Source organism: Amphritea sp. HPY (genome assembly GCF_050870985.1).
In the GTDB taxonomy this organism is placed as follows: domain Bacteria; phylum Pseudomonadota; class Gammaproteobacteria; order Pseudomonadales; family Balneatricaceae; genus Amphritea.
In genome coordinates, this window is record NZ_CP194015.1 from 1,062,204 (window position 1) to 1,074,845 (window position 12,642).

The following is a 12,642-nucleotide window of genomic DNA, read 5'->3' on the forward strand; positions in this document are numbered from 1 at the left end:
ATATAAGTGTTATAAGAAAGAATTAAAGGCAAATATATGGATAAGAAACTTCTCGATATACTGGTTTGTCCGGTATCCAAAGCGCCAGTAGAGTGGAATAAAGAAACCAATGAGCTGTTCTGTCGCAGTTCTGGATTGGCGTATCCGATCCGTGACGATATTCCGGTAATGCTGGAATCTGAGGCGCGCACTTTAAATTCTGATGAACGGCTGAAGAAATAGGATCGATTATGGCTTTCTCTGTTGTTATACCTGCGCGTTTTTCATCTTCCCGCTTTCCCGGCAAGCCGCTGGCTGATATTGCCGGCAAGCCGATGGTTCAGCATGTCTATGAGCGGGCGCTGCAGAGTGAGGCGGAGCGAGTGATTATTGCCACCGATGATCAGCGTATCGCGGATGCTGCAGTCAGTTTTGGTGCTGAAGTCTGTATGACGTCGTCTGAGCACCCATCCGGAACGGACCGGCTGCAGGAAGTGGTTCATAGTCTGGGGTTTTATGCTGATGATATCGTGGTCAATGTACAGGGTGATGAGCCGCTGGTTCCGCCCCGGGTGATTAACCAGGTCGCGCATAACCTTGCTGCAGTACCTGAGGCCAGTATTGCGACGTTGAGTGAACCGATTGAAGATCTTGTCAGCGTGATGAATCCGAATGTTGTTAAAGTGATTGCCGATGCCAATGGCAAGGCGCTTTATTTTAGTCGGGCGCCTATTCCCTGGCCGCGGGATGCATTTGCTGATCAGGCCGGGCGGTCACAGTTTCCTTCAGATGTGAATTATCAGCGTCATATTGGTATCTACGCGTACAGGGTCAAGTTACTGAATGATTTTGTTCGCTGGGCGCCAGCGCCGATCGAAGAGACTGAATGCCTCGAACAGTTGCGGGCGATGTGGAATGGTGCATCGATCCATGTTGATGTGGCCGATGAGTTACCGCCTGCCGGTGTTGATACGCCGGAAGATCTGGAGCGCATCCGTAAGTTGTTTGAGTCCTGAGCAGGGTCTTAGCTGGTAACGTTGTTATCTCTTCGTTAGATCCAAATAATTCTGACATAAAATCTGAACTATGAAAAAAGTCCTCTTTGTTTGTCTTGGAAATACACGAACTGGTTCGTAATAGGCTGATTTTGAAGGACTTAATTTTATTTTCTCAAAACTTTCTTAAAAGTTTCTGAAAACTAAATAGCTAAGTCGGCGTTCACGACTGTCCATTCAATTCCGTGGCCGTCCAGATAATGGGCGGTCATCTTCGCATCCGTATGCCCTAACAAGGCTTGCGGATCGATTCCTTGTTCCTGGTATAAGTGTGCCCCTAGAGATCTGATCTCATGGAAAGTAGGGCGCTCTTTTGCTGGCATGCTGTCGAATAAACCTGTCCGGTTCCGGGCTGAAGCAAACCCCCGGGTAATGTTATCCGGTTGCAGCGGCATACCTGCTTTCACTTCTTTATGTGTGGCGCCAGCAGAACGCCTGCTTTGAATATGATGAATCAGGTATTTGGATAATATCCCTGACTGCCGGCACTGTTTGATAATGGGCTTTAACTGATCGGTAACAGCGATTCTTAAGTGCGCTGCGTTATTGGTGCTGTCTTCGCGCTTCCTCTTCTTGGATTTCTCTGTCTTCTGTTGCACGACATGGAGGAATCCATCTTTGATCTTGGAGAACTTCATGGCGGCTATGTCTTCCCGGCGCTGCAATGTGATCAATCCCAGCAGCATTGCGTTCTGAATATGCGGCGGTGCGAGCTCAAGAATGGCGTCGAACTGATCTTTAGTCAGCCGCTTCCGGGTAACTTGCACCGAAACTTGTAGGGTTTTTTGAGCCGGATTGGAATCAACCAGACCGTGACCCATCGCAAACTCAAAGCACTTTACGAGCTGGCTGCGCATTCGCTTGGCCATTCTGCGCTTACCTTCTGATACCCAGGTATCGAGAAAGTCCGAGCAATGAAATACTGTGATGTCGATAATCGGGAACGGCCCCAGCTTTTCACGCATCAAGCCAATGTCGTATGTTAACTGGTCCTGAGTTTTCTTCGCCAGGCCTTCGGTGGATCGGAGCTCAGTATATTTATCGAGCCAGCTATCAAAGGTATTGGCCCGACCAAGCACACGATCAACCAGTGATACTTCTGTAATTAGCATCGTATTCAGCTGATTGGCTGCAAGAATTGCCTGAATGCGATCTGAGCCCATAGAGGTGCGGTCACCCGTCTTCGGATGCTTGTAGCTGAAGTAGACCGCTTTACCTTTACGAGTCGCATAAAGGTTGTATGGCAGATCTCTATTCCCAGGCTTTCTTGGTCTGTTCACGATGCTTTCCGTAGTACCTTATCAATCAGCTGATCAGCAACAGTAATCTGCTCATATACCCAAAATTTACCGCCCAGCTCTACGCCAGGCACCACGCCCTTTTTAATCCAGTTTACGACTGTCTTACGGCATGGGCGAGAGTCGGCGGTGAATTCCTGATCCAAATATTCATCAATGCTCATTTTACGCTGTGCCATAGTTCCCCCTGCTGCTGAAGTGTCGTGCTAACGGTTTTGGTAAGTAAATCTGCTTTATTTATCATTCCTTCTTCGTCTCTTAGCTAGTGCAACGCTCTTCAAGCCCGCGCCCGATCAGTTGCTTTACAGTCAATTCCAAGTGCGAATCATTCCTATACAAAGCAGCAAAACTAGCCGATAGTTAAAGTGAACCTTGGGACCGGAGAGCTGTCTTTTTATCGTCCTTGGCAGCGTCCCCCTACGTTGTCTTGTACGTCTCCATTCAAAGGTGGCTCTCCCCTATCATTCCTTCCTCTATCTCTTTGCTAGTGTGGTTAGGCTGATGATCGGTTGAAGTACCGCTTCACTTCGGTACCGATCCAGTGACCCACCGGCTCAGATACGCCGTTACCGATACCGCGGTAAGCTGCAGTGTCGTTGCATTCAAACTTGAACCAGTCTTCTACGCCCTGAAGGCGAGCCCATTCCCGGACAGAATAGGGGCGAACCCCCAACGGGAAGCGCTTATCTTTAACCAGGCGAGTACTTTTATCTTTGGCGTAATGTGCAACGCAGGTCGGCGCGATATCGTCGTTAGCCGGATCAGAGATAATCGGCAGATCCCGGTAAACACCATTCATCCGGTTGGCAATCGCCTTTGGCAAAGTAATGCGCGGATCGTTCTCCAGGATATCTTTCAGTCGCACTCGCTTGCCGGCCTCTGGTGGTCGGAAGTTAAACGGCTTTTTTGTGCCGAAGATAATCAGGCGCTTGCGCTCCTGGGGCAGCCAGACGTTGGACTGGATAGGGCAGAACACTTGCATGTAGTAATCCGGCATCTTGGTCATTGCTTCCATGACTACAGGAAATTTACGCAGGCCCGGCACGTTCTCAAGCCAGAACAGCTCTGGGCGAGCAACTGCCATGTGGCGTAGAGCATGAAGATACAGACCATCACCGGTACGGGTGCCGTGAATATCAGCAATAGCGCTGTACTTGGTGCAAGGATAGGTAAAGCCCATGGCGTCACAGCTGTCTTGCTCCAGTACCAGTTCTTGAGTGATATCGCACTGCTTCATGTGGTCGCCCAGGTTATCCCGGTATACCTTGCATGCGACTGGATCTAGTTCGAATGACTGTCCGATCTCAATGCCTGCTCTGATTACTCCGGCATCACCAATGCCCATTCCGCTGAAATAGGTGTTTGCTACCGGTGTGTATGCTGCATTCATTCGTAAATCCTTCTCTCGTATATTGCCGCTATCGACCCCATCATTACTGCTGCGCATACCATAAATAGGGTTAGGTGCAGAGTCTCGGTGAGGACGTAGATCATGTGTTCTCGGCCAGCTGTGTCACGTTTAAGAAATCGTCAAATCGTGACATGTCACGTTTGATGGAGTGCGCGGCGACATGAATCAGGCGAGTTACTACCTCGGCCGGCTCTTCAAACTGACCCGCTTCCATAAGCCAATTTAGTTGTTCTCGGGTGCCTTTATACATTTCCATATTGAATGGAGCAGCTCCCATATTGGCTTTGTGCTCCGCATCTCGCATGCGCTGGTCAGCTTTTCGTTCTGCTGCTGTTTTGGCCATCTTTATGCTCGCTTCAATTCCAGCGTTAATTGATTAGTTCTATAAACAAATCCATTAACCCCGGGCTTCTCGAATCTCTGTACTACTCCCCCCAGAGATGCCTCCCGCAGAACCATTGCCACCTTGTTGGCGGATACTCCGCAAACCTCAGCTAAGAGACTGGCGGTGTATTCCTGGTCCGGGTTCATGTTGGCGATAATTGCGGTACCGCCTGTATCGGTTGCTGTGGCCATGATGGTCTCCAGTTTTATTAAAGGGGCCGCACCAGTCGCTGGTAGTGGGGGAGCTGAGGCCAGCGCTGGTGGGCGTAAATCGTTAAAAAGGTATGTCGTCGTCAAAGTCGTCACCGGCAGGTACTGGAGCAGGAGCTCCCTGTGGTGCATGCTGCGGGCTCTGCTGTGATTGTTGTGCTGGTGGATTGTCACCACGGCTATCCAGCATCTGCAGTTCATTGGCAACGATCTCAGTGGTGTAACGATCCTGTCCGGACTGGTCCTGCCACTTGCGGGTGCGTAGCTGGCCTTCCACATAGACCTTTGAGCCTTTGCGCAGGTATTCCGCTGCTATCTCTGCCAGACGGTTGAAGAACACAACCCGGTGCCATTCGGTGCGCTCCTGCTGCTGACCGGAGTTCTTATCCTTCCAGCTCTCAGAGGTGGCGATTGTGATATTGGTAACCGCATTGCCTGACGGCAGGTATTTGGTTTCCGGGTCATTGCCCAGATTACCGATCAGGATTACTTTGTTTACGCCGCGAGCCATTAGCGGATCTCCCTTACAAATAATGTTCTTTCTGGCCAGTTGAGCCTGGCTGCTGTTCTTGCCGCTTCGATATTCGAATGGCTTAGGGTGATATCACCCAAGTACTGATTGGTTTTCTTGTCCTTAACTACGTACTTCATTCCTTAATCGCCTCTGTATTTCCCGCCGTTCTTGTCCTTTAGCTCACCGTATGGATCAAACTCTGGCTGATGCTTCTTCAGTTGCTCTATCTGAGCATTTAGCTTTCGAATGTGCTTACGCATTGCCCGGATCACCGCGCCTTGTTCTACCTGCTCGCCAGTCTCTCTGTTGAGTACTCCGGTAGCGTTGCAGGCGTGGCATTCAAGTTCGTAAAACATATTCTTCGTTTGGCCTGACCCTTTGCAGTCGCCGCATTTTTTAAGGGGTGGCACATCAAGCTGTAGATCGGGCCCTGCTTTCTTTACCATCCCGCTCGAATTTCCCTGGTTGCTTCGCCGATACCGATGCCTGTTTTCCAACCGTAAAATGCATATCCAGCCAGAACGGTTAGATAGCCAAACAGCAGGAATAGGGCGCAAACTGCGATAATTAGTAGCGCGATAAACAAGGCTTCAGTGTTCATACAGCCACCTCATAGTGGCCAATCAGCCAGTCGTTTTGCAGATAATCAGGTAGGTCTGAAGCTTCCTCGATGGAGGCGAAGTCACGACCGCGGCGAGTCCGTACCCGGCGGGCTATGTTGTCATCGAAGTCATTGGCCAGATTGATCAGCATAGAGAAGATCACGCATAGGCGGATGATTGCCCCCAGATCGATCAGCTTATCCAGAGTTACTACAACGTCATTAGTGCGGAGCTTGTAGTAAAGGCTCTGCCAGTACTGTTTCACGTTGGAAACGCTACAGTGAAGTTCCTGGGCAGCTTGCTTCTGGCTCATGCCGTTCTTTCGGCATATCGCTGCTCGCACTTCCCCGGCGGTTATCTTCTCGCCTGAAGCTAGAGCGACTGGACGGCCTTCCCAGTTCAGTAGTGCATATCCATTTGCTGTTCTAGAGATCATAAGAGCTGCCTAATAACTTTAAGTTGTAATTATGCTATTACTTAAGATTGTTTGAGTCAACAACATAAAGTTGTTTTGTTGTGTGTGCTGCATTTTATGGGTGATTGATTGCTAGAGTTGATTAGTTAACAAGGAAAAGGAGTTAGGTATGGTTAAGTTACTCACACCTGGTACAGGCAACCAGAATGCAAACCGGCGGCTAGCGATAGATTACATTGCAGAGAATGTTATGGATGTGGATTCTATTGACTATACCAAGGGAAACATCGCTACTGCTGATGGTAAGGAATACCATGTTTCTGCTTATGCAGAATCTGGGGCTGCATTTGTATCAACTCCGGGCATGGATAAATCAAAAAATAGCATTTACGAATCTGGTTTGACTAGCTTGATGTATAGGCAGCTTAAAAAAGATAAGCGATCATTTGTATATGAGGTCGATCCCAAATTGATATCCGTTCCCCGAGGTTCGTCCACTGCAAGTTGGGAGGAGATTGATAAGTGTTCTTCAAGGGTCTGGATTTGTGTTGGAAATGAGGTGAGAGTATTTGATCGGAGATAGTAGATCAGGCAAAAGAAAGCCCGCGAGTAGCGGGCTTTTTTTAATGAGTTGTAGTGAGTTTTTCAGATTCTTGAGATTTAGCAAAATTTACAATAGCTTTAGTATTTGAAAACTGAACTGTATTTACTCCTAGGTGAATAAGTTCATTTTCAAAATCTTTGATGTAATCTCGAACCTTTACGTCTTTTGTAATGGGCTGATCAAGGGTTACCAATAGGTTTTCTGGCTTAACGGCTCCATTTTTAGCAAGCCTGCCAATTTTCATTAACCATAGATCTGCATGATCAACTATCTTGGCTCGAATATTTTGATCGAAAGCTATTGGCTTGATAACGCTTACAGGTGTTTCTTCGGTTACTCTAACAAGAGGAAGAGACACATCCGTGATTCCATCGTTTAACCTCACCTGTTTATAGTATCCATCCAGCTTAAGCTGCTTTAGACAGCTACGAACATTTCGAACCATATCTTGCTCACGATACTTTTTAGTAACAAAGCTACGTCCGACATAGTGTTGGTATAAGTCGTCAGCTTTGACATCTAAGTCATGAGTTAAGATGACTCGGACATCAGAGAAACGGAGTATAGATCCTTTGTTTCTAAGTGTTTCGGCAAACAGTGCAGTGCCAATCTCACTGTTGGGATGCTCAGTGAGCATTCTTTCCAAATTCTCGAGTTCATGCTTTAACCGAAGAATTACATTCTTGTAAAGTTTTGGTTCCAATCCATCAAAGAATTGGGTAACCCTTGCGAAGCGAGTTGGCGTAATCCTGTAAGTCATTTTGCCAGTGGAAGGGCAATAGATCGCTATACCAATATTGGCAAACTCTTCCGTCTCAATAAACGGTGCAAAGCGAATAATATTGTACTGGCATGCGTACTTCTTCATGTCAGTGCCTCCCAAAATTTATCGTGTTGATAATCTAGCAATTGTGCCTTTATTGCACCAATACGTGCTGCGAGTAGAAATGGGTCATGGTCCGCCCACTCATCAGGTATTTGTTTTATGCAATTGTCCAAGTGCAATAATGCTTCAGCAAAGCGATCTTCGTAGAGAGCTCTATCGATCATGTCGATTGGCTTCTCCTTAATCTTAGCCGCAAAGACGTGATAGTCTAACAGGTCTTGAACCGAAAAATCATTTGCAAACGCTAAGTTGTGGTCAATGATCTGGATCGAATTATCATTAGGATCGAACAAAATGTTAGGGTTGCCGCCACTACTGCTAAGTTGTCTATCATTATGCTTGATCCAGTAATCGAACATGAAAATATCGCGCTGAAGGGGTGACGGTACGTGATTGACATCTATGAAACTGATCACATCACAGGGCGAAATTGATAACGATCCAAAATAGTGTTCGTATCTTAGGTCATCCTGCCATTCATGTTTCACCCATCTTACCATTGTGGGATCAAGGTAAAGAATTTCATGGGCCGGTATGGGTAGTCTGAAGGCTGCCGCTAGATTTGCACATATCCATTCACGAATTAATCCCGGGCCGGTTGCATTAGCACCCTTTACGTAATACTTTTCTGAGTTATTGGCCTTGCAGATAAAGGGCTCTAAGAAGCCGGTCTTAATATCGCATCGCTTAAGAATTTCTTCGATTTCCAGCATATTCCTTTGCTCTATAAATCCCCCATCAGAACTTTAACTGCTCGTCCGATGATGCGTAGTTGTTCAAAATTGTGATGAGAGATTGTCTCATCCACGTATGCCGGGTTGGTTTTGTTGTCAGAGCTGATTATCCAGCTGCCGTCCATGCGCTTTAGAAGCCGCTTTACTCTAAGTTCGTTATCAACTGCGATAGCGTAGATATTACCGGATACGGGCTTATTATCTGCTGTATTAACCAGCAGCATGTCCCCATTCTGGAGTCTTGGACTCATTGAGTCGCCAATAACGGTAACAGCTTTGAGTGCCGCTTCTGGATAGCGTTGCTCTATAATCCACTGGCGGGAGATTGGTACCCAGTCAGTTGCATGTTCCAGATCAGCAACAGAGCCGCTACCAGCTGAGAGCTCTACTTCAAGAATAGGAATGTTTACGTAGTTGATGGCGGCTGCGTGTGACTCATTTTCTGAGCCAAACTGAAGCCATTCTGGGGTGACATTTAGAAGCTTGGCTAATTCATCCAGTTTTCGCGGTCGAACCGTTTCTCCAGACTCAATCTTATAGATAGTGGTCTGGCTTACATTTGCTTGTTTCGCAAGAGACTCTTGGGTGAGTCCAATTTGCTCGCGTGCACTTTTAAATCTGTCTTTAAGCATCTAGTGATTATTACAACTTTTGGTTGTATCGACAAAAAGGATTAAGTTGTTGAAAATAACAACTTAAAGTTTTATTCTTTCGTTAATTTCTACTCTTGGAGCTATAGATGTCCGCATATGAATCATTAAAGAAAGCTATAAACCTTGCTGGTGGGCAGACCGAACTGGCCCGTCGAGTAGCTGATTTATCTGGTAAAGATGTTAAGCAACAGCACGTGTACAACTGGCTTCATCGACAGCGCCAATGCTCTAAGTGCTTCGCTCGTTACGTTGAAGAAGCGGTTAGTAATGAAGTTACAAAAGAGGATTTGTGTCCTGATTTGTATTCACCCATTGCTAAGAAAACATCTTAAACGGTAGGGCCTTTTTATTTATCACTAGCGGTATATGGGTAGATATACAGGTATCGCTGATAGGGATTGAAACAGTGATTTAAGAAACGTGACATGTCACGAAACGAGGAATTAGCAATGCCGGAATTGGATTCAGAAGGCTATGTGAAGTTTGAGCCAACTAACGATAAGCAGCGAGAGCGGCAGAAGCAGCCTAAAACCCTCATTAACAAGGTCCGAGCTGCTTCTGTAGTTACAACTATTGGCGCGGCGAATACCGGTTACTCAACATTAATGACGCTTATGTGGCCGGTCGAGAAGTTCACACTGAGTGACGCCACAACTGAGGCTTTCAATATTTTTGGAGATGCCCTAGCTGCTGCGCTAGAAGATATGCCTCGTCATCGTTCTGACCAGATTTTGAAAGCTCAAGTTGATCGGCTGATTTGAGTTGGTTGATTTTAGTAATGCAGTGGTAGTCGCCGTTATCGATCTGAATTACATCACCCACCTGAGGGGGTAGATCGGTTGAATAGGTTTTAGGCTGCATATCGTCGGCATCGGCGAGATATTTCAGTCGAAAGGAATAGGTTTTATCAGACATGCGTAGCTCCGTTACTTGATGTGTGTAGGAACTTGATAGTAGCGGTGTTGCGCATCTTTTTATAGCAAGGAAGGGCGGTCACTCCCTAAAGCTCACTAGGCCGGGAGTGACCAAACAGACAATAAAAAACCGCTATCAATGGGCGGCAACCCTAAGCGGTTTTTTATCAACTGAGGCAGCAATTATGAATCATCAATTTGGATCTCGCAACAGGCTGGCTGACCTATGAGTATGACTTTAATGGCTAAAGCCATGGAAATGAAAGTGGGTAACCCGCTGCGTAAGCTTATCCTGCTTAAGCTGGCTGACAACGCCAATGATAAAGGTGAATGCTGGCCTAGCTATAAGCACATTGCTGATCAGTGTGAGACTAGCCGCCGGTCGGTTATTGCTCATATTGATACGTTGGTGGAAATGGGGCTGGTCAAGATCCGTCACCGTAAGGCTGCCCAGGGCAATAAGTCGAACCTTTATCAGCTGGATTTATCGGGTGGTGAAAAATCTGCACTACCTAAGCGAGGTAAGAAGGGTGGTGAAAATACTTCACCACCCCCTAGTGCAATAGATTCACCAGCTAGTGCAGTAGGTTCACCACCGGATGCTGCAGATTCACCACCTAGTGAAATTCCTGCACCACCCCCTAGTGCAGCAGCTGCACCCAGAACCAGTCACTCTCTTGAATCAGTCATGGAACCGGTCATGGAACCTGTTGCTGACGTAGATGGTTCTGAGGTTGATTTGACCACCAGCGAACACGGCGTCGATGAAAATCATCCTGCTCTGCGAATCGATACAACCCAAACTGCTGATCAACTTTTGGCAGTCCACCAGCCCCGTGAACGATTCGCAATGCATTTCGACTGGCAGCCATCTCAGCGATTCAGTGAGATCTGCCAGGTGATGGGCGTCAACCTTTCCCTGTTCAACGAAGACCAGCAGGAACAGACCTTGGGTGAGTTTCGGGTTTACTGGAGCAGCCGTGATAACCAGCTCAATCAGACTGGCTGGGAACACAAACTGGCTAACCGGGTTAAAGCGCTTCAGGTAACGCAGGCAGCCAATGACAGCCAGCAGAGCCCGCAAGGCAAACGAGCAGCGGTAAGCGCTGCGATTATGGATATCAACGACCAGGATTGGTGAGGTGAGTATGAAAGTAAAAGCATTTCCGGCAGGGGCGACCCACCAGCACAAGAACACATTCCAGTTTTTCAAGGTTGATCGTAACCGGGTGTTCAGGATCGGCAGTGAGGGCACGTGGGTGGCATCGACGGTTACCCGGGAAGAGTTGAAGTATCGCGGTGAAGCTTTGGAGGATGTAGCTAGTGCCTAAGTCCAAAACCAAGTCTGAAAAGCAGTATCACCAGGACGTAGCTGATTTGGGTTGCCTGGTATGCAAGAACATTGGTCACCCTGGTTCACCTGCAGAGATTCACCATATTCGCGACGGTGCCGGAGTAGGGCGGAAGGCGAGCCACTTTGAAGTAATCCCGCTTTGCGCTTCTCACCACCGCACAGGAGGCTGGGGTATAGCTTTTCATGCTGGTAAGCGTGAGTGGGAAGAGCGTTACGGCAGTCAGACTGCTTTGCTTAATCAGGTAGAGCGAGAACTTATTGAATACCGGGAACGGATAGTGGGGCGCTAATGCTTCATAACGAACACGTTTATAAATGGTACCGGTGGAAAGGTTGGGTTGCAGGTCAGCGTAAGAGATGGATGCGGAGAGACTTTATGTATCAGTGGGCAGAAGACGAGAGGGCAGCACAGTGACAGCAATGATTATCGGGATTGATCCGGACCTGGTTAAGAGTGGGGTGGCTGTAACAGCTGGTGGCAGGATCTTAACGCTGGATGCAATGAGCTTCTTTGATCTGATTGGCTTTATTGATGAGCATAAGCACCAGGCGGTTTTCCATGTTGAGAACGTGGAGTACTGCAAGGCGGTTTATCCACGGAAGGGTGCTGATTCCCCTGGAGCAAAAGCGAAGATTGCACAAAATGTGGGTCAGGTTAAAGCTATTGGCCGGTTGCTGGAGGAGTATCTAAAAGGATCTGGCGCTAATTATAAGCTGATCAGGCCGCTGGTGGGTACGGTCAAGAAAAAAGCCAAGAAGGATGCTGAGTTCTTTAACCGGCAGACTGGCTGGCAGGGTAAGAGCAATGAAGATAAGCGTGATGCTGCCTTGTTGGCCTTGTACGGGAAGTGAGGCCAGAACACGAAGCGGCTAATGCTGCCCTGGCTCACTGGCCAGATAAAAGAGCAATGCGTAAAGAACTGCAGAACTACGATAGAAGTATAAAGCTGGTGGCTGGTGGATTGGTTAAGCGCCAGATGCTGATGTTCGATTTTGAAGACTACCGATATCTGCCCTGGTGCAAAGTGAGGCCTAACGATGGTAAACGATCTGAGGATCAAGAACGTAGTTGACCGGTTTATCTCAGTAGAGATTGCTCGGGAGCTAAATAAGGATGCTGGCTATCGTGCTGAGCACCAGCTAGGTCGGATAATTGATTACATGGGTGATCTGCCGGAAGGAGGGCAGGGTGGGAATAGCAATGGAGCTATGATCTACCAGGTAAGCATGATGTTTAAAGAGCCGGATGACCCTCAGACAATGTGGACATGTAAGGCGATGCGATTCCTAGAACGGAAAAGTGAAAAGCAGTATAAGGCGCTGGTGGCTTGGGTGTTGTTTTCTAACCGGCCAGACCCTGAAAATGAGTGCGATTATCACACTAAGGAAAGGATCGCAGTGCTGGTGGGGATGAGCCGTTCTGCATTTCATAACAATTTAGAGGCAGGGAAGCGGTTTATAGCTGAGTTGATAGAGCTTTCTGAATGTGGGGCGGTGTGTTCTTGAATTTTAAAACCCACTGTATAAAAACATAAGTTATCGATTTGTTGCTTGATATTCTTTGCATACGTATGTTTTAGAGGGGGGCGGAGGCATTTAAACAGAAGAGCCATTGACTGAATCAATGGT

23 protein-coding genes are annotated in these 12,642 nt (G+C 47.5%); 11 read left to right on the forward strand and 12 right to left on the reverse strand.

Translation table 11 applies throughout. The features are described 5' to 3' along the window. The first annotated feature begins 36 nt into the window (after positions 1-36). Both ACQUQM_RS04525 and kdsB read left to right on the forward strand, forming a co-directional pair. The gene (locus ACQUQM_RS04525; protein ID WP_432473297.1) at positions 37-222 is read left to right on the forward strand and encodes a Trm112 family protein; all 186 of its coding nucleotides are present in this window, start codon (positions 37-39) and stop codon (positions 220-222) included. Between the two features lie 8 nt (positions 223-230). Further along, positions 231-995, forward strand: coding sequence for a 3-deoxy-manno-octulosonate cytidylyltransferase (kdsB, locus tag ACQUQM_RS04530; protein ID WP_432473298.1), 765 nt, complete (start codon positions 231-233; stop codon positions 993-995). Between the two features lie 182 nt (positions 996-1,177). Here kdsB and ACQUQM_RS04535 read toward each other — a convergent pair whose 3' ends face one another. From ACQUQM_RS04535 to ACQUQM_RS04575, 9 genes are all read right to left on the reverse strand, one after another. Further along, a complete protein-coding gene (locus ACQUQM_RS04535; RefSeq protein ID WP_432473299.1) occupies positions 1,178-2,314 on the reverse strand; it encodes a phage integrase Arm DNA-binding domain-containing protein in 1,137 nt (378 codons plus the stop codon). After that, positions 2,311-2,511, reverse strand: coding sequence for a hypothetical protein (locus ACQUQM_RS04540; protein WP_432473300.1), 201 nt, complete (start codon positions 2,509-2,511; stop codon positions 2,311-2,313). Before ACQUQM_RS04540 ends, ACQUQM_RS04535 begins: the two co-directional genes overlap by 4 nt. A gap of 314 nt (positions 2,512-2,825) precedes the next feature. Continuing rightward, positions 2,826-3,722, reverse strand: coding sequence for a DNA cytosine methyltransferase (locus ACQUQM_RS04545; protein WP_432473301.1), 897 nt, complete (start codon positions 3,720-3,722; stop codon positions 2,826-2,828). Between the two features lie 100 nt (positions 3,723-3,822). Beyond that, positions 3,823-4,086: a hypothetical protein gene (locus tag ACQUQM_RS04550; RefSeq protein ID WP_432473302.1), complete on the reverse strand. Its 264-nt coding sequence runs from the start codon at positions 4,084-4,086 to the stop codon at positions 3,823-3,825. A 2-nt stretch (positions 4,087-4,088) separates the two neighbouring features. Further along, on the reverse strand, positions 4,089-4,319 hold the full coding sequence (locus ACQUQM_RS04555) for a hypothetical protein (protein WP_432473303.1): 231 nt from the start codon (positions 4,317-4,319) through the stop codon (positions 4,089-4,091). An 82-nt stretch (positions 4,320-4,401) separates the two neighbouring features. Continuing rightward, complete coding sequence (ssb, locus tag ACQUQM_RS04560; RefSeq protein ID WP_432473304.1) at positions 4,402-4,848, reverse strand: single-stranded DNA-binding protein; 447 nt, start codon at positions 4,846-4,848, stop codon at positions 4,402-4,404. A gap of 143 nt (positions 4,849-4,991) precedes the next feature. Next, complete coding sequence (locus tag ACQUQM_RS04565) at positions 4,992-5,207, reverse strand: hypothetical protein (protein ID WP_432473305.1); 216 nt, start codon at positions 5,205-5,207, stop codon at positions 4,992-4,994. An 83-nt stretch (positions 5,208-5,290) separates the two neighbouring features. Further along, positions 5,291-5,452 carry a hypothetical protein gene (locus ACQUQM_RS04570; RefSeq protein WP_432473306.1) on the reverse strand — a complete coding sequence of 54 codons (162 nt, stop codon included), beginning with the start codon at positions 5,450-5,452 and terminating at the stop codon, positions 5,291-5,293. Next, positions 5,449-5,889, reverse strand: coding sequence for a hypothetical protein (locus ACQUQM_RS04575; RefSeq protein WP_432473307.1), 441 nt, complete (start codon positions 5,887-5,889; stop codon positions 5,449-5,451). Before ACQUQM_RS04575 ends, ACQUQM_RS04570 begins: the two co-directional genes overlap by 4 nt. A gap of 148 nt (positions 5,890-6,037) precedes the next feature. On the opposite strand from ACQUQM_RS04575, the gene ACQUQM_RS04580 reads away from it, so the two are divergent. Next, positions 6,038-6,451, forward strand: coding sequence for a hypothetical protein (locus ACQUQM_RS04580; RefSeq protein ID WP_432473308.1), 414 nt, complete (start codon positions 6,038-6,040; stop codon positions 6,449-6,451). A gap of 40 nt (positions 6,452-6,491) precedes the next feature. Here the strand turns inward: ACQUQM_RS04580 and ACQUQM_RS04585 are convergent, their stop codons facing one another. Genes ACQUQM_RS04585 through ACQUQM_RS04595 form a run of 3 tightly spaced genes read right to left on the reverse strand, consistent with a single transcriptional unit; the run spans position 6,492 to position 8,724 of the window. Then, positions 6,492-7,340 carry a DUF3037 domain-containing protein gene (locus ACQUQM_RS04585; RefSeq protein WP_432473309.1) on the reverse strand — a complete coding sequence of 283 codons (849 nt, stop codon included), beginning with the start codon at positions 7,338-7,340 and terminating at the stop codon, positions 6,492-6,494. Continuing rightward, positions 7,337-8,071, reverse strand: coding sequence for a HipA family kinase (locus ACQUQM_RS04590; protein WP_432473310.1), 735 nt, complete (start codon positions 8,069-8,071; stop codon positions 7,337-7,339). The genes ACQUQM_RS04585 and ACQUQM_RS04590 overlap by 4 nt, the downstream gene beginning before the upstream one ends. Positions 8,072-8,082: 11 nt before the next feature. Beyond that, positions 8,083-8,724 carry an XRE family transcriptional regulator gene (locus tag ACQUQM_RS04595; RefSeq protein WP_432473311.1) on the reverse strand — a complete coding sequence of 214 codons (642 nt, stop codon included), beginning with the start codon at positions 8,722-8,724 and terminating at the stop codon, positions 8,083-8,085. Positions 8,725-8,831: 107 nt separating this feature from the next. Between ACQUQM_RS04595 and ACQUQM_RS04600 the strand changes: the two genes are divergently transcribed. From ACQUQM_RS04600 to ACQUQM_RS04635, 8 genes are all read left to right on the forward strand, one after another. Continuing rightward, positions 8,832-9,077: a YdaS family helix-turn-helix protein gene (locus tag ACQUQM_RS04600; protein WP_432473312.1), complete on the forward strand. Its 246-nt coding sequence runs from the start codon at positions 8,832-8,834 to the stop codon at positions 9,075-9,077. A 117-nt stretch (positions 9,078-9,194) separates the two neighbouring features. Beyond that, positions 9,195-9,506 carry a hypothetical protein gene (locus tag ACQUQM_RS04605; protein ID WP_432473313.1) on the forward strand — a complete coding sequence of 104 codons (312 nt, stop codon included), beginning with the start codon at positions 9,195-9,197 and terminating at the stop codon, positions 9,504-9,506. A gap of 379 nt (positions 9,507-9,885) precedes the next feature. Beyond that, the gene (locus ACQUQM_RS04610; protein WP_432473314.1) at positions 9,886-10,800 is read left to right on the forward strand and encodes a helix-turn-helix domain-containing protein; all 915 of its coding nucleotides are present in this window, start codon (positions 9,886-9,888) and stop codon (positions 10,798-10,800) included. 1 nt (position 10,801) lies between these two features. After that, complete coding sequence (locus tag ACQUQM_RS04615) at positions 10,802-10,990, forward strand: hypothetical protein (RefSeq protein WP_432473315.1); 189 nt, start codon at positions 10,802-10,804, stop codon at positions 10,988-10,990. Beyond that, positions 10,983-11,303 (forward strand): Ref family recombination enhancement nuclease, encoded by a 321-nt coding sequence (locus ACQUQM_RS04620; protein ID WP_432473316.1) that lies wholly within the window; start codon positions 10,983-10,985, stop codon positions 11,301-11,303. The genes ACQUQM_RS04615 and ACQUQM_RS04620 overlap by 8 nt, the downstream gene beginning before the upstream one ends. Positions 11,304-11,433: 130 nt before the next feature. After that, a complete protein-coding gene (locus ACQUQM_RS04625; RefSeq protein ID WP_432474795.1) occupies positions 11,434-11,865 on the forward strand; it encodes a hypothetical protein in 432 nt (143 codons plus the stop codon). A 56-nt stretch (positions 11,866-11,921) separates the two neighbouring features. Beyond that, positions 11,922-12,086 (forward strand): hypothetical protein, encoded by a 165-nt coding sequence (locus ACQUQM_RS04630; RefSeq protein WP_432473317.1) that lies wholly within the window; start codon positions 11,922-11,924, stop codon positions 12,084-12,086. Then, entirely contained in the window at positions 12,052-12,519 is a 468-nt protein-coding gene (locus ACQUQM_RS04635; RefSeq protein ID WP_432473318.1) for a hypothetical protein, read from the forward strand. Before ACQUQM_RS04630 ends, ACQUQM_RS04635 begins: the two co-directional genes overlap by 35 nt. Positions 12,520-12,642: the final 123 nt, after the last annotated feature.

Excerpts from the sequence above, each read along its gene's own strand:
- ssb (WP_432473304.1), bottom strand. The coding sequence starts at position 4,848 with ATGGCTCGCGGCGTAAACAAAGTAATCCTGATCGGTAATCTGGGCAAT.
- ACQUQM_RS04525 (WP_432473297.1), top strand. The coding sequence starts at position 37 with ATGGATAAGAAACTTCTCGATATACTGGTTTGTCCGGTATCCAAAGCG.
- ACQUQM_RS04590 (WP_432473310.1), bottom strand. The coding sequence starts at position 8,071 with ATGCTGGAAATCGAAGAAATTCTTAAGCGATGCGATATTAAGACCGGC.
- ACQUQM_RS04635 (WP_432473318.1), top strand. The coding sequence starts at position 12,052 with ATGGTAAACGATCTGAGGATCAAGAACGTAGTTGACCGGTTTATCTCA.
- ACQUQM_RS04605 (WP_432473313.1), top strand. The coding sequence starts at position 9,195 with ATGCCGGAATTGGATTCAGAAGGCTATGTGAAGTTTGAGCCAACTAAC.
- ACQUQM_RS04585 (WP_432473309.1), bottom strand. The coding sequence starts at position 7,340 with ATGAAGAAGTACGCATGCCAGTACAATATTATTCGCTTTGCACCGTTT.
- ACQUQM_RS04630 (WP_432473317.1), top strand. The coding sequence starts at position 11,922 with ATGCGTAAAGAACTGCAGAACTACGATAGAAGTATAAAGCTGGTGGCT.
- ACQUQM_RS04575 (WP_432473307.1), bottom strand. The coding sequence starts at position 5,889 with ATGATCTCTAGAACAGCAAATGGATATGCACTACTGAACTGGGAAGGC.
- ACQUQM_RS04555 (WP_432473303.1), bottom strand. The coding sequence starts at position 4,319 with ATGGCCACAGCAACCGATACAGGCGGTACCGCAATTATCGCCAACATG.
- ACQUQM_RS04550 (WP_432473302.1), bottom strand. The coding sequence starts at position 4,086 with ATGGCCAAAACAGCAGCAGAACGAAAAGCTGACCAGCGCATGCGAGAT.
- ACQUQM_RS04610 (WP_432473314.1), top strand. The coding sequence starts at position 9,886 with ATGAGTATGACTTTAATGGCTAAAGCCATGGAAATGAAAGTGGGTAAC.
- ACQUQM_RS04545 (WP_432473301.1), bottom strand. The coding sequence starts at position 3,722 with ATGAATGCAGCATACACACCGGTAGCAAACACCTATTTCAGCGGAATG.
- ACQUQM_RS04565 (WP_432473305.1), bottom strand. The coding sequence starts at position 5,207 with ATGTTTTACGAACTTGAATGCCACGCCTGCAACGCTACCGGAGTACTC.
- ACQUQM_RS04540 (WP_432473300.1), bottom strand. The coding sequence starts at position 2,511 with ATGGCACAGCGTAAAATGAGCATTGATGAATATTTGGATCAGGAATTC.
- ACQUQM_RS04580 (WP_432473308.1), top strand. The coding sequence starts at position 6,038 with ATGGTTAAGTTACTCACACCTGGTACAGGCAACCAGAATGCAAACCGG.
- ACQUQM_RS04600 (WP_432473312.1), top strand. The coding sequence starts at position 8,832 with ATGTCCGCATATGAATCATTAAAGAAAGCTATAAACCTTGCTGGTGGG.
- ACQUQM_RS04595 (WP_432473311.1), bottom strand. The coding sequence starts at position 8,724 with ATGCTTAAAGACAGATTTAAAAGTGCACGCGAGCAAATTGGACTCACC.
- ACQUQM_RS04570 (WP_432473306.1), bottom strand. The coding sequence starts at position 5,452 with ATGAACACTGAAGCCTTGTTTATCGCGCTACTAATTATCGCAGTTTGC.
- ACQUQM_RS04625 (WP_432474795.1), top strand. The coding sequence starts at position 11,434 with ATGATTATCGGGATTGATCCGGACCTGGTTAAGAGTGGGGTGGCTGTA.
- kdsB (WP_432473298.1), top strand. The coding sequence starts at position 231 with ATGGCTTTCTCTGTTGTTATACCTGCGCGTTTTTCATCTTCCCGCTTT.